Here is a 15,073-nt window from a genome sequence, read left to right on the forward strand (position 1 = left end):
TCGCCCCGCGGCGCCGCGTCAGCTGGACGGCGACGGCGAGGGCGTCGGCGGCGCGAAGATGCCCGGCCACCACGCCGCGGCGAGGGGATAGCCGACGAAAGCGACGATGTCGATGATCGTGTGCGCCACCACCAGCGGCATGACCCGGCCCCAGCGCTTGTAGCACCACCCGAACACGAGCCCCATCACGACGTTGCCGAGGGCGGAGGGCCAGCCCTGGTAGAGGTGGTAGCTCCCGCGCAGCAGGGCGGTCGAGACGATGATCCCCGTCCACGACCACCCGAGACGGCGCAGGCGGTCGAAGAGGTAGCCGAGGAAGATGACCTCCTCGGTGAGGCCCGCCCGAAGCGCCGCCAGCACGAGCAGGGCGATGACCCACCACGACGAGTCCAGCGGCGCGGGCACCACCGTGATGCTCTGACCGATCGCGCGGCCGATCGCGTAGACGCCGATGCCGGGAGCGCCGATGAGAAGGACGAGCAGCACCCCGCGGCCAAGGTCGGAGCCGAAGCGGTGGAAATCGAGACCGATGCGCCGCAGCGCGTTGTTCGCCGGCTCCCACAGCAGGTACAGCGCCAGGGCGACCAGGGCGAGGGAGAAGAAGATGTCGAGGAACTGGTAGACCGCATCCCACAGCGGTTCCGCGCTGCGTGAGGGGTTCAGCTGCGTCTGCTGCTGCGAGATGGGCGCCCGCGTCGCCGCGCGCACGAAGGAGACCACCGAGTAGATCGCCGACTGGCCCACGCTCACGAGCAGGACGAGGACGATCTCCCAAGCGAGACGGGTGCGGGCGTATCGCTCGGTCGGGGCCAAAGTCGGAGGATACGTCCAGCCGGCGGGCGGCGTCTGGCGCGACGACTTGTCAGATTGCCACATCTAGAGCCTCTCGAGTAAATCCTCTGTAACGTTTATCCAAGAAGTTTGGGGCACCTGGGTAAACGTGCCTAATGTGTTCTCATCCTGCCCGAACGGATTTCCCCGCGCCTTGTGCTGCGTGAAAACCCTGCGCGGGCGATGATCATCCCTTCCCTGGAGGAACTGTGAAGCGCAACAAGATTGCCCTCTCCAGTCTCGCCCTGCTGGGAGCTGTCGGGCTCATGCTCGCCGGCTGCTCGGGCGGAGACAACGGCGGCAGCGGCTCGGCCTCGGGCGGCGACGCCTCGGCCATCATCCGGACCAACGGTTCGGAGCCGCAGAACCCGCTGATCCCGACCAACACCAACGAGGTCGGCGGCGGAAAGATCCTCGACTCGATCTTCGCGGGTCTGGTCTACTACGACGCCGACGGCGCCCCGGTGAACGACATGGCGGAGTCCATCGTCACCAACGACGCGCAGAACCTCACGGTCACCCTGAAGAAGGGCCAGAAGTTCACGGACGGCACCGAGGTCAAGGCCGACAACTTCATCAAGGCCTGGAACTACGGCGCGCAGCTGTCGAACAACCAGCTCAACAGCTACTTCTTCGAGGACATCGTCGGTTTCAGCTACGAGGCCGACTCGGAGCTGACCGGTCTGCAGAAGGTCGACGACTACACCTTCACGATCGCCCTGTCCAAGCCCGCCGCCGACTTCGCGCTGCGCCTGGGCTACTCGGCGTTCTTCCCGCTGCCCGACAGCGCGTTCGACGACATGGCCGCCTTCGGTGAGAACCCGGTCGGCAACGGTCCGTACAAGCTCGCCAGCGACGGCGCATGGCAGCACAACGTGCAGATCGACCTCGTCAAGAACGACGACTACCAGGGTGGTCGCACGGTCGCCAACGGCGGTCTGACGGTCGTCTTCTACGCGACGCAGGATGCCGCGTACGCCGACCTCCTCGGCGGCAACGTCGACGTGATCGACGCCATCCCCTCGGCCTCGCAGGCCACCTTCGAGTCCGACCTGGGCGACCGCGCGGTCAACCAGCCGGCCGCGGTGTTCCAGTCGTTCACCATCCCGGAGCGCCTCGCGCACTTCAGCGGCGAAGAGGGCAAGCTGCGTCGTCAGGCGCTGTCGATGGCCATCAACCGCGACGAGATCACCAAGACGATCTTCCAGGGCACCCGCACCCCGGCCAGCGACTTCACTTCGCCCGTCATCGACGGCTGGTCGGACTCGCTCACCGGCGCCGACGTGCTGAAGTACGACGAGACCAAGGCGAAGGAGCTGTGGGCCCAGGCCGACGCCATCTCGCCGTGGAGCGGCACGTTCCAGATCGCGTACAACGCCGACGGCGGACACCAGGTGTGGGTCGACGCGGTGACCAACTCGATCAAGAACACCCTCGGCATCGACGCGTCCGGCGCGCCGTACCCGACGTTCAAGGAAGCGCGTACGGCCATCACCGACCGCAGCATCCAGACCGCCTTCCGCACCGGTTGGCAGGCCGACTACCCCGGTCTGTACAACTTCCTCGGACCGCTCTACGCGACCGACGCCTCGTCGAACGACGGTGACTACTCGAACCCCGAGTTCGACAGCCTGCTCTCCGCCGGTATCGCCGAGACCGAGGTCGACGCCCAGAACGCCGACTTCCAGAAGGCGCAGGAGATCCTGCTCCAGGACCTGCCCGCCATCCCGCTCTGGTACTCCAACGTCACCGGTGGATTCGCCGAGGGCGTGAACAACGTCAAGTTCGGGTGGAACTCGGTTCCGCTGTACTACGAGATCACGAAGTAACCCTTCCGACCTCGGGCCGCGAGGCGGTGACGGATTCGTCACCGCCTCGTGGTCTGCCAGCCAGGCCTCATCACGACGTGTGATAAAACGGCACGGGCCCTTCTGCGCCCCGCCCCCCACATGAACGTCCGATGAGGCGTTTCCCACGTTCGAAAAGAGAGCGGATGCTCGGCTACATCCTCAGACGTCTGCTGCAGGTGCTCCCCGTGTTCTTCGGGGCCACGCTGCTGATCTACTTCATGGTCTTCGCCATGCCGGGAGACCCGATCCTCGGGCTCTTCGGTGACAAGACCCCCGCTCCGCAGGTCGTCGAAGCCCTGCGGGCGCAGTACCACCTCGACCAGCCCTTCATCATCCAGTACTTCCTGTACCTGGGCGGGATCTTCCAGGGCGACCTCGGGACGACCTTCTCCGGCCAGTCGGTGAACGAGGTCCTCGCACGCACCCTCCCCGTCACGGCGCGACTGGCCGTGATGGCCCTCGCAATCGAGTTCGTGCTCGCGATCATCGTCGGCACCATCTCGGCCATCCGCAAGGGCAAGCTGTTCGACAACGTCGCGCTGATCGTCGCGCTGCTATTCGTTGCCCTGCCGATCTTCGTCGCGTGCTTCCTCGCGCAGTACTTCCTCGCGATCCAACTCGGGTGGTTCCGCCCGACGGTGGGAGCCCAGAACAACTGGGGCGATCTGCTGCTCCCGGCCATCGTGCTGGGCTTCAGCCTCTTCGCGACGAGCATGCGCCTGATGCGCGGGTCGGTCATCGACACGCTCAACCAGGACTGGGTGCGCACCGCCTACTCCAAGGGCCTCTCGCGCCGTCGCGTGATCCCCGTGCACGTGCTGCGCAACTCGCTCATCCCCGTGATCACGAACTCGGCGACCAACTTCGGCGTGCTCCTGGTGGGCGCGACCGTGACCGAGGGCATCTTCAACATCCCCGGCGTCGGCAACACGCTCTACCAGGCGACCATCCGCGGCGAGGGCCCCACGGTCGTCTCGTTCGTGACCGTCTTCGTCATCATCTACGTGCTGGTCAACCTCGTCGTCGACCTCCTGTACGGCCTTCTGGACCCGAGGATCCGCTATGTCAAGTAGTCACTTCCCGGCGCCGCACTACGTCGCCCCCATCAAGACCGAGACCATCTCGGTCGACGCCGTGCGCGTCGCCGCCCGCAAGAGCAACCTGTGGCTCGACGCGTGGCGCGACCTGCGTCGTCGCCCGACGTTCTGGATCGCCCTGGCCGTCATGGCCATCGTGATCCTCATGGCCGCGTTCCCGACCCTGTTCACGCAGGTGCCGCCGAACAACGACTGCCAGCTGTCCAACAGCAACGGCGGTCCGCAGCCGGGTCACATCCTGGGCTTCACGTTCCAGGGCTGCGACACGTTCTCCCGCATCGTGTGGGGTGCGCGCACCTCGCTGTCGGTGGGTCTGCTCGCCACGGCGATCGGCACGATCATCGGCCTCATCATGGGCGCGCTGTCGGGCTTCTACGGCGGATGGCTCGACGCGGTGATCTCGCGCGTCGGCGACATCTTCTTCTCGATCCCCTACATCCTCGCGGCGATCGTCGTCATGAGCGTGTTCTCCCAGTACCGCAACGTGCTCACCCTCGCGTTCGCGATCGGCGGGTTCGCGTGGGCGTCCACGGCGCGCGTGGTGCGCGCCGAGGTGCTGCGCGTGCGCCAGGCCGACTACGTCTCCGCGTCGCAGGCGCTCGGCCAGTCGCGCTTCAAGACGCTGCTCACCCACGTCATCCCAAACGCCATCGCGCCGCTCCTGGTGGTCACGACCATCAGCCTCGCGGCGGCGATCGTGGCCGAGGCGACCCTGTCGTTCCTCGGCGTCGGTCTCGGCGGCGACACCATGTCGTGGGGTAACGACATCAGCCAGGCGCAGCAGTCGCTGCGTGTCGCGCCGGCCGCGCTCATCTGGCCGTCGGTCGCGCTGACCGTGACCGTGCTGGCGTTCATCCTGCTGGGCGAGCTCATTCGAGACGCCATCGACCCGAGAGCGAGGGCCCGCCGATGAGCGACGCCACCATGACGCCTCTGCTGTCCGTCCGCGACCTCAAGGTCGCCTTCGAGGGCGAGGGGGGCTCCCGCGAGGTGCTCCACGGCGTGAGCCTCGACGTCTACCCCGGCCAGACCGTGGCCATCGTGGGCGAGTCCGGCTCGGGCAAGTCGACCACCGCCTCCGCGGTGATCGGCCTGCTCCCCGGCACCGGTCACGTCACGGCCGGCAGTATCACCCTCGACGGGCGCGAACTGACGGGTCTCAGTTCATCGCAGTTCGAGTCGGTCCGCGGCAAGGACATCGGATACGTCCCCCAGGACCCGATGTCCAACCTCAACCCGGTGTGGAGCATCGGCTTCCAGGTCAAGGAGGCGATCCGTGCGAACGGCATCGCCACCGGTCGCAAGGAGGTCGAGAAGCGCGCGATCGAGGTGCTCAAGCAGGCCGGTCTGGCCGACGCCGAGCGTCGCCTGCACCAGTACCCGCACCAGTTCTCGGGCGGTATGCGCCAGCGCGCGCTCATCGGCATCGGCCTCGCGGCCGACCCGAAGCTCCTGATCGCCGACGAGCCGACCTCGGCCCTCGACGTCACGGTGCAGCGCGTCATCCTCGACCACATGGCATCCCTCACCCGGGAGCGGGGCACCTCGGTGCTCCTCATCACGCACGACCTGGGTCTGGCCGCAGAGCGCGCCGACACCATCGTCGTGATGAACCAGGGCGAGATCGTCGAGTCGGGCCCGAGCCGCGAGATCCTCGAGAACCCGCAGCACCCGTACACCCAGCGGCTGGTCGCCGCGGCGCCGAGCATCGCGTCGCAGCGCATCCAGGCGAAGGTGGAGGATCGCGGCATCATCCGCGAGGCCGACATCGACGCGCCGGCGACCGTGAAGGTCACCGACCTCGTCAAGGAGTACAAGATCCGCCAGGGCGGATTCCGCAGCGAGCAGTTCCGCGCCGTCGACGGGGTCTCGTTCGAGATCCCGCGCGGCAAGACGCTCGCGCTCGTGGGAGAGTCCGGTTCGGGCAAGTCGACGATCGCGAAGATGGTCCTCAAGCTCGAGGAGCCCACGTCGGGCTCGATCGAGGTCGACGGGGTCAACACCGGCAAGCTCAGCGCGAAGGACACCTTCGCCCTGCGTCGCCGCATGCAGCCCGTCTTCCAGGACCCGTACGGCTCGCTCGACCCGCTGCGCAGCATCGGCAACCTCATCGCCGAGCCGCTCAACATCCACAAGGTGGGCGACAACGCCTCGCGTCGTGCCCGCGTGGAGGAGCTGCTCGAGCAGGTCGCCCTGCCGCAGGAGCTGGCCTCGCGCTACCCGAACGAGCTGTCCGGCGGTCAGCGCCAGCGTGTCGCGATCGCGCGCGCTCTCGCGCTCAAGCCCGACATCCTCGTGCTCGACGAGGCCGTCTCGGCCCTCGACGTGCTCGTGCAGGCGCAGATCCTGCAGCTGCTCGCCGAGCTGCAGTCCGAACTCGGTCTGACCTACCTGTTCATCACGCACGACCTCGCCGTCGTCCGTGTCGCCGCCGACCTGGTGTGCGTCATGGAGCGCGGCAAGCTCGTCGAGCAGGGCACGGTCGACGAGATCTTCGCGCAGCCGTCGCAGGAGTACACCCGTCGCCTGCTCGACGCGATCCCCGGCGCCTCGCTGCAGCTGGGCGGCGCGTGACGCGCGACGAGCGCTATCGGGGCGCGGAGCACCCACGGGTGTTCCGCGCCCCCTCCTCGGTCGTCGGGCTCGTGCTCGGCGCCGTGCTCGCGGTGGTCCTCCTGGGGGATGCCGCGCTCCGCGCCGGCCTCGGCGAGATGCTCCTGCTCGCCCCCTGGGTGCTGTTGGCGCTGTGGGGCGTCTACGCCCTGCTGTTCGCGCCGCACGTGCGCATCGACGCCCGCGGCATCCGCATCCACAACCCCCTGCGCATCACGGAGATCGCCTGGGCGCGCGTGAGCGACGTCGACATGCGGTGGCAGCTCGAGGTGCGCACCGACGAGCCGCGCGTCGTGAAGGCCTTCGGAGGCCCGGTGGCCGGCCGACCGGGCCGACCCGCGCTGCGACGCGACGACGAGCGGGGGCGCCGCGAGCCCCCCGCGATCCGCGATCTCCAGGTCATCCAGGACGCGTGGGAGTCCGCGCGGGCGGGTGCGCCCGCGGACGGCACCGTTCGTCGTTTCTGGGACATTCCTTCGCTGATTTCCCTGGCGGTTCTCATCCTCTGGGTTATTATCGCTTTGTTCATTTCCGGCGGTGTCCGCTGAGCGCAGTGCTGCGCCAGCTCCCATCGCTCGTGACAAAGCGCCATGTAAGAGCTTTGTTACGGTCGTGAAAAGTGTGTTCCCCCGGCACACGTTCCGCGAAAAGCCGACGTAGGGTCTTCGAAGATCCTTAGCCAGGCGAAACAATCGGCGGGGATCTCGAAGGCGAGAGGACCAGCACCATGCAGACCACCGAGACGTTCTGGACGGAATCCGGGCGAACGGGCCTGCGCGCGTCATGACGCTGTACGTTCTGCGACGGTTCCTGAACTACGCCGTTCTGAGCCTGCTGGCGACCTGTCTCGCCTACGTGCTCGGCTCCGCGTTGCTGCGGCCCCAGGACCGCTTCTACGGCATGAACCCGCGTCCGCCGGAGGACTCGATCATCGCGAGCCTGAACGCGCTGGGCGCCAACCCCGACGTGCCGATCCTCGTGCGCCTGTGGAACTGGCTCGTGAACCTGTTCACGAAGTTCTCCCTCGGCACCACGATCGGCGGCCAGGACGTCATGACCGAGATCGCCACGCGGGCCGGCACGAGCCTGCGCCTGCTGCTGATCGGGTCGATCCTGGGCGCCGTGGTCGGCGTGCTCATCGGTGTATGGGGTGCGGTGCGGCAGTACCGCGCGAGCGACCAGGTGACGACGTACGCGTCGTACCTCGTGTTCGCGACCCCGACGTTCGTCATCGGCGTGCTGCTGATGATCGCCGCGACCGGCTTCAACAACGCGCTGGGCACGCAGGTCATCCGTTTCACCGGCGAGTACACCGCCGGGGTCGAGGGCTTCTGGCCGATGGTCGCCGACCGTGCGGTGCACCTGCTGCTGCCCACGATCGCTCTCGTGCTGATCAGCGCGGCGTCGTTCTCGCGCTACCAGCGCAGCATGATGCTCGACGTGCTCGGCGCCGATTACATCCGCACGGCCCGCTCGAAGGGCCTTCCGCGCACGCAGGCGCTCTTCCGCCACGGCGTTCGCATCGCCCTCATCCCGATGTCGACGTTCTTCGCCTACAGCTTCGGCACGCTGATCGCCGGTTCCGCGATGCTCGAGATCGTCTTCTCGTGGCGCGGCATGGGGCAATTCCAGCTCAACGCCGTGACCCAGCAGGACATCAATGCGGTGGCGGGATCGACGCTCTTCGTCGCGGTTCTCGTCCTGCTTTCTTCGACCCTGTCCGAAGTGCTCTACGCAGCCCTCGACCCGAGAGTGAGGAGCTGACATGACCATGCAGGAAGATGCCCTCGACGGCACCCTCGTCGCCACCAGCCCGGTCACCCGCGACCGCAAGCCGCTTTCCCGCGGAGCCCTGGTGCGCGCTCGTCTGCGCAAGATGCCCCGGTTCTGGGTCGGCGCGAGCGTGCTCGTCTTCATCGTGCTCTGGGCCTTCATCGGCCCCCTGCTCTCGCCGTGGGACGCCACCCAGCGCGACTTCCTCAACGTGGGCCTCGGGCCCACGCAGCTGCACTGGTTCGGCACCAACGGCATCGGCCAGGACATCTACGCCCAGACGCTGGTGGGCCTGCAGAAGTCGCTCATCATCGGCGCCCTCGCCGGCATCGGCGCGACGCTGATCGCGGCGACCGTCGGCTCGGTCGCCGGGTACCTCGGCGGCAAGATCGACGCCGTGATCGGGTGGGTCATCCACCTGCTGCTGGTCGTGCCGTCGTTCTTCGTGCTCGTCCTGCTCAGCCCGCTGACGCGCGGCCTGTCGTGGCTCGCGTTGACGTTCTTCCTGGCGGTGTTCAGCTGGATGATCCTCGCGCAGGTCGTCCGCAACCAGACCCGTTCGCTGCGCAACCGCGACTTCGTCCGTGCCGCGCGGTACATGGGGATGCCGACGCGCAAGATCCTGGCGCGCCACATCATCCCCAACATCGCTTCGCTGCTCATCATCGACGCGACCCTCGGAATCGTCGCGGCGATCATGGCCGAGACCTCGCTGAGCTACTTCGGCTTCGGCGTCCAGGCGCCCGACGTGTCTCTGGGAACCCTGCTCTCGGCGGGCACTTCGGCCGCCGTGACCCGCCCGTGGCTGTTCGTCTACCCCGCCGGCGTGCTGATCGTGCTGCTCCTGGCCATCAGCCTCATCGGCGACGCCCTGCGCGACGCCATCGACCCCACCTCGGGAGCGAACCGTGACTGACCCCCGTACCGTCTCCCCGTCGTCCGCGACGGGACGTTCGCCCCTGCTGTCGGTGCGCGACCTCAGCGTCACCTTCCCCCAGCGCGAGGGGAACGCCGTCCGCGCGGTGCGCGGGATCTCGTACGACGTGCACGAGGGCGAGTTCCTCGGCATCGTCGGAGAGTCCGGCTCCGGGAAGAGCGTCTCCTCGCTCGCGGTCATGGGGCTGCTGCCCTCGAACGCGAAGGTGGAGGGCGACATCCTCTACGACGGACGTTCGCTGCTGTCGATGAACGACGCCCAGCTGTCGAAGATCCGCGGTGCCGAACTCGCGATGGTCTTCCAGGACCCGCTGTCGGCGCTCACCCCGGTGTACACCGTCGGAGACCAGATCTCCGAGGGCCTGCGGCTGCACGATCGCGCGCTGTCGGCCCAGGCCGCGCACGCCCGATCGGTCGAGCTGCTCAAGCTCGTCGGCATCCCGGATGCCGAGCGCCGGGCCCGCGCGTATCCGCACGAGTTCTCGGGCGGAATGCGTCAGCGCGCGATGATCGCGATGGCGATCGCGAACGACCCGCGCGTGATCATCGCCGATGAGCCGACCACCGCGCTCGACGTCACGATCCAGGCGCAGATCCTCGAGGTGCTGCAGAAGGCGCGCGAGGTCACGGGCGCCGCCGTGGTGCTCATCACGCACGACCTCGGCGTCGTCGCCGGTCACGCCGACCGCGTGGCCGTCATGTACGCCGGCACGCTCGTCGAACGCGGCTCCGTCGACGAGATCTTCCACGACCCGCACATGCCCTACACGGTCGGACTTCTGCGCTCCGTGCCCAACATGCAGACGGCGGGCTCGCAGCGACTGGTCCCGCTCGAGGGGCGGCCGCCGTCCCTGGCGAACCTGCCGACGGGCTGCCCGTTCGCCGCGCGGTGCCCGATCGCGATCGACGCGTGCCGCGAGGTCGAGCCCGAGCTCGTCGTGCACGGCGTCGACCCCGAGCACGTCTCCGCCTGCATCCGCGCCGACGAGATCGCCTCGGGCTCGCTCTCGCGACCCGACATCTTCCCGCGCCCCGAGGCGCTGGGGGAGATCCCGCCGCTGCGGCCCGACGTCACTCCCGCCGTGGAGGTGACGGACCTCACGAAGCACTTCCCGCTGATGAAGGGGTCGGTCTTCCCGCGTCGCATCGGCACGGTGCGCGCCGTCGACGGCATCTCGTTCTCGATCCAGCCCGGTCGCACGATGGGTCTGGTGGGGGAGTCCGGATGCGGCAAGACCACCACGATCCTCGAGATCATGGAGATGGTCGCCCCGCAGAGCGGCAGCATCCGGATCAACGGCACGGATGTCGCGACGGTGAGCCGCAAGGACAAGGCGCAGCTGCGCAAGGGCATCCAGATCGTCTTCCAGGACCCGATGGGCGCGATCGACCCGCGCCTGCCGGTCGGCGAGGTCATCACCGAACCCCTCCTCGTGCAGGGTGTGCCGCGCGCCGAACGTGATCGCAAGGTGACCGAGCTGCTCGAGCTCGTCGGTCTCGATCCGAACATGTCGGACCGCTACCCGCACGAGTTCTCGGGTGGTCAGCGCCAGCGCATCGGCATCGCCCGTGCGCTCGCGACCGATCCCGCTGTGGTCGTCCTCGACGAGCCCGTCTCGGCGCTCGACGTGTCGATCCAGGCGGGCGTGATCAACCTGCTCGAAGACCTCAAGGAGCGCCTCGGCCTGTCGTTCCTCTTCGTCGCGCACGACCTCGCGGTGGTGCGCCAGATCGCCGACGACGTCTCGGTCATGTACCTCGGACGCATCGTGGAGCAGGGGCCGGTCGACCAGGTGTTCGACGATCCGCGGCATCCGTACACCAAGGCCCTGATCTCGGCGGCGCCCATCCCGGACCCGCGCATCGAGCGCTCGCGCACCCGTATCCTGCTGGACGGCGACCTGCCGAGCCCCACGCAGGAGATCTCCGGATGCCGTTTCCGCACGCGGTGCCCGCTCTACCGCCTGCTGCCCGACGCCGACCGGCGCCGGTGCGACTCCGACGACCCCGGTCTGCGCCCCTCGGCGCACTCCGAGGTGGCGTGCCACTACGCCGAACGGTCCGACCTCGTCCTCGAGACGGCGTCGGCCGGTTCCCCCCGAACGTCTTCGGTCGACGGCACCACGTCGTCGAAGGCCCTCCCTGATCACCAACGAGAGGATTGATCACATGCAGATCCGCAAAGCGAAGGGGCTCGGCGCGCTCGCGCTGCTGAGCGCCGCCGCCCTGGCGATCGCCGGGTGCGCGCCGGGCAACACCGCGGCGCCGTCGGCGAATCCCGACGACCAGAACTCCCTGCCCTCCACCGCGTGGGTGCGTGCCGACGCGGCCGACGTGCAGGACGGCGGCACGCTGACGCTCGCCGTGGACTCCATGCCGGTCAACTGGAACAACTTCCACATCGACGGCAACGAGGCCAACACCAACGACATCGTCTCGGCGATGCAGGGCGGCCCCATCAAGATCGACGAGTCCGGCAAGCCGGTCGTGAACTCCGACTACGCCGAGTCGGTCGAGCTGACCAACGAAGACCCCCAGACGGTCGAGATCAAGCTCAACCCGAAGGCCGTCTGGGAGGACGGTACGCCCATCACGGTCGCCGACTACCAGGCGACGTGGAAGGCGAACAACGGCTCCAACCCCGACTACGTCGTCATCTCGACGACCGGGTGGGACCAGATCTCCTCGGTCGAGCAGGGCGAGAACGAGTACGACGTCATCATCACGTTCTCGTCGATCTACGCCGACTGGCAGGGTCTGCTCGGCCAGATCCTCCCGGCATCCGTGGCGAACGACCCGACCACCTTCAACACCGGCTACCTGACCAAGGCGCTGCCGTCGTCGGGCCCGTTCCTGCTCGGGAGCTTCGACTCGACCGCCGGCATCGCGACCCTCGAGCGCAATCCCAAGTGGTGGGGCCAGGCGCCCAAGCTCGAGACGATCGTCTACCGCGCGGTGAGCCAGGACCAGCAGGGCACCTCGTTCAGCAACGGTGAGATCGACGCGCTCAACATCAGCGCCAACGCCGACCTCTACCAGACCGCTCAGAACGTGCAGGGCGCGCAGATCCAGGCGTCGAACGGTCTGACCTGGACGCACATCACGATGCGCGCCTCCGACGGCCCGCTCGCCGACGTCAACGTGCGCAAGGCCGTGGCATCCATCGTCAACCGCGAGCAGATCGCCAACACGGCGAACTCCCCGGTCGGCGTCCCCGCCATCACGCAGGGCAGCTACGTCTTCATGCCCGGCCAGGACGGCTACACCGACGAGTCGCTGCCGTACGACACCGACGCCGGCGCGAAGTACCTCGAAGACGCCGGCTACACCAAGGACGGCGACTCCTGGGTCAAGGACGGCACCCCGCTGAAGTTCTCGGTGACGGTCCCCGCCGACACCGCGACCAACATCCAGCGCGCCGAGCAGATCCAGGCCGACCTCAGCGAGTTCGGCATCCCGGTCGACCTGAACACCGTCCCCGTCGGCGGCTACTTCAGCGACTACATCATCCCGGGTGACTTCCAGATGGTGACGTTCTCGTGGCGCGGCACCGCGTACCCGATCTCGTCGAGCGAGTCGCTGTTCTCGCCCGTCGACTCGGCGCAGAACTACACCGGCATCACCGACCCGCAGCTGGCGGACCTGTGGCAGAAGGCCAACACCGACCTCGACCCCGACTCGCGCCTGCAGACGGCCGAGGAGATCGACAAGGTGCTGTGGTCGTACGTGCCGATCATTCCGATCGCGCCGCTGCCCAACGTCTACGCGGTCAAGCAGGGCCTGGTGAACTGGGGTGCGACCCAGTTCGAGACCGTCGACTGGACGATCGTCGGCTTCCAGAACAGCTGAGTCCGGCATCGAGCGAGGGGGCGGGGTCCTACGGGATCCCGCCCCTTTTCGCGTGCCGTCACGCTTCCTGAACGTGCGCTGCCGGGAGTGTCGTGGGCGCCCGGTAGACTGGGACGGCCCGATTCCGGGCGCCACCCCTAAATTTCCTGGAGACCCTCCATGGCGCACGCCCTTCGTCCTGACCTCCGCAACGTCGCGATCGTCGCGCACGTCGACCACGGAAAGACGACCCTCGTCGACGCCATGCTCCGCCAGACCGGCTCGTTCGGCGACCACGCGCACGTCGAAGAGCGCGCGATGGACTCGAACGACCTCGAGCGCGAGAAGGGAATCACGATCCTCGCCAAGAACACGGCGATCGAGTACAACGGCGTCCACACCGACGTTCCGGTGACGATCAACGTCATCGACACCCCCGGCCACGCCGACTTCGGTGGCGAGGTCGAGCGCGGTCTGTCGATGGTCGACGGCGTCGTGCTGCTCGTCGACGCGTCCGAGGGTCCGCTGCCCCAGACCCGCTTCGTGCTGCGCAAGGCGCTCGAGGCGAAGCTCCCCGTCATCCTCCTGGTCAACAAGACCGACCGCCCCGACGCGCGCATCGCCGAGGTCGAAGAAGAGGCGCACGACCTGCTGCTCGGTCTCGCGTCCGACCTCGTCGACGACGTGCCCGACCTCGACGTCGACGCTCTCCTCGACGTTCCGGTGGTCTACGCCTCGGGTCGTGCCGGCGCGGCCTCGCTCACCCGTCCCGACAACGGCGCCCTCCCCGACAACGACGACCTCGAGCCCCTCTTCGGCGCGATCCTCGAGCACGTGCCCGCTCCCTCGTACGACGACGAGGCGCCGCTGCAGGCGTGGGTCACCAACCTGGACTCCTCGCCGTTCCTCGGTCGTCTCGCGCTGCTGCGCGTGTTCAACGGCACGCTCAAGAAGGGTCAGACGGTCGCGTGGGTGCGCGCCGACGGCACCACCAGCAACGCCCGTGTCACCGAGCTGCTCAAGACGCGCGCCCTCGAGCGCTTCCCCGCCGAAGACGCCGGCCCCGGCGACATCGTCGCGATCGCCGGTTTCCCCGACATCACGATCGGCGAGACCATCGCCGACCCCGAAGACGTGCGCCCGCTCAAGGCGATCACGGTCGACGACCCGGCGATCTCGATGACGATCGGCACCAACACCTCACCGCTGATGGGCAAGGTCAAGGGGCACAAGCTCACCGCCCGCATGGTCAAGGACCGCCTCGACCGCGAGCTCATCGGCAACGTCTCGCTCAAGGTCGTCGACATCGGGCGTCCGGATGCCTGGGAAGTCCAGGGCCGTGGCGAGCTCGCCCTGGCGATCCTCGTCGAGAACATGCGCCGCGAGGGCTTCGAGCTCACCGTCGGCAAGCCCCAGGTGGTCACCAAGCGCGGCGACGACGGCAAGCTCAAGGAGCCCTACGAGCACCTCACGATCGACGCCCCCGAGGAGCACCTCGGCGCGATCACGCAGCTCATGGCCGCCCGCAAGGGCCGCATGGACAACATGACGAACCACGGCACCGGCTGGGTGCGCATGGAGTTCGTCGTGCCCTCGCGCGGTCTCATCGGCTTCCGCAGCGAGTTCCTCACCATCACGCGCGGCACCGGTATCGCCAACGCCATCTCGCACGGCTACGACGACTGGGCCGGTTCGATCACCACGCGTCAGAACGGCTCGATCGTCGCCGACCGCATGGGCGTCGTGACCCCCTTCGCGATGATCGCCCTGCAGGAGCGCATGAGCTTCTTCGTGCAGCCCACCGAAGAGGTCTACGAGGGCATGGTCATCGGCGAGAACTCGCGCGCCGACGACATGGACGTCAACATCACCAAGGAGAAGAAGCTCACGAACATGCGTTCGTCGACCTCCGACTCCTTCGAGTCGATGACGCCCCCGCGCGTGCTCACGCTCGAGGAGTCGCTCGAGTTCGCGCGCGACGACGAATGCGTCGAGGTCACGCCCGAGAAGGTGCGCATCCGCAAGGTCGTGCTCGACGCGACCGAGCGCGGCCGTGCCGCCTCGCGCGCCAAGCGCCAGGATGCCAACGCGTAAGCGTTCTCGTCACCGGACGGCCCCGTGGAGCTCTGCTCGGCGGGGCCGTCT

11 protein-coding genes are annotated in these 15,073 nt (G+C 67.9%); 10 read left to right on the forward strand and 1 reads right to left on the reverse strand.

Annotated elements, in window-relative coordinates; translation table 11 throughout:
- Positions 1-18: 18 nt before the first annotated feature.
- Positions 19-876, reverse strand: a complete 858-nt coding sequence (locus FB047_RS00385; RefSeq protein ID WP_136585285.1) for a CPBP family intramembrane glutamic endopeptidase — start codon at positions 874-876, stop codon at positions 19-21.
- Between the two features lie 164 nt (positions 877-1,040).
- Here FB047_RS00385 and FB047_RS00390 point away from each other — a divergent pair, with 164 nt between their 5' ends.
- The 10 genes from FB047_RS00390 to typA all read left to right on the forward strand — a co-directional run bounded on the left by FB047_RS00390 (position 1,041) and on the right by typA (position 15,022).
- Positions 1,041-2,660, forward strand: coding sequence for a peptide ABC transporter substrate-binding protein (locus FB047_RS00390; protein ID WP_136585286.1), 1,620 nt, complete (start codon positions 1,041-1,043; stop codon positions 2,658-2,660).
- A gap of 164 nt (positions 2,661-2,824) precedes the next feature.
- Positions 2,825-3,754: an ABC transporter permease gene (locus FB047_RS00395; RefSeq protein ID WP_136585287.1), complete on the forward strand. Its 930-nt coding sequence runs from the start codon at positions 2,825-2,827 to the stop codon at positions 3,752-3,754.
- Entirely contained in the window at positions 3,744-4,691 is a 948-nt protein-coding gene (locus tag FB047_RS00400; protein ID WP_136585288.1) for an ABC transporter permease, read from the forward strand. The genes FB047_RS00395 and FB047_RS00400 overlap by 11 nt, the downstream gene beginning before the upstream one ends.
- On the forward strand, positions 4,688-6,352 hold the full coding sequence (locus FB047_RS00405) for an ABC transporter ATP-binding protein (protein WP_136585289.1): 1,665 nt from the start codon (positions 4,688-4,690) through the stop codon (positions 6,350-6,352). The genes FB047_RS00400 and FB047_RS00405 overlap by 4 nt, the downstream gene beginning before the upstream one ends.
- Before the next feature lie 38 nt (positions 6,353-6,390).
- Positions 6,391-6,939 (forward strand): PH domain-containing protein, encoded by a 549-nt coding sequence (locus tag FB047_RS00410; RefSeq protein WP_240752383.1) that lies wholly within the window; start codon positions 6,391-6,393, stop codon positions 6,937-6,939.
- Between the two features lie 235 nt (positions 6,940-7,174).
- Complete coding sequence (locus tag FB047_RS00415) at positions 7,175-8,155, forward strand: ABC transporter permease (RefSeq protein WP_136585291.1); 981 nt, start codon at positions 7,175-7,177, stop codon at positions 8,153-8,155.
- A gap of 1 nt (position 8,156) precedes the next feature.
- The gene (locus FB047_RS00420; protein ID WP_136585292.1) at positions 8,157-9,080 is read left to right on the forward strand and encodes an ABC transporter permease; all 924 of its coding nucleotides are present in this window, start codon (positions 8,157-8,159) and stop codon (positions 9,078-9,080) included.
- Positions 9,073-11,265, forward strand: coding sequence for a dipeptide ABC transporter ATP-binding protein (locus FB047_RS00425; RefSeq protein ID WP_136585293.1), 2,193 nt, complete (start codon positions 9,073-9,075; stop codon positions 11,263-11,265). The genes FB047_RS00420 and FB047_RS00425 overlap by 8 nt, the downstream gene beginning before the upstream one ends.
- 4 nt (positions 11,266-11,269) lie before the next feature.
- The gene (locus tag FB047_RS00430; protein WP_136585294.1) at positions 11,270-12,949 is read left to right on the forward strand and encodes an ABC transporter family substrate-binding protein; all 1,680 of its coding nucleotides are present in this window, start codon (positions 11,270-11,272) and stop codon (positions 12,947-12,949) included.
- A gap of 159 nt (positions 12,950-13,108) precedes the next feature.
- Positions 13,109-15,022 (forward strand): translational GTPase TypA, encoded by a 1,914-nt coding sequence (typA, locus tag FB047_RS00435; RefSeq protein ID WP_136585295.1) that lies wholly within the window; start codon positions 13,109-13,111, stop codon positions 15,020-15,022.
- Positions 15,023-15,073 lie beyond the last annotated feature (51 nt).

This window comes from Microbacterium hydrothermale (assembly GCF_004854025.1).
Taxonomy (GTDB): domain Bacteria; phylum Actinomycetota; class Actinomycetes; order Actinomycetales; family Microbacteriaceae; genus Microbacterium; species Microbacterium hydrothermale.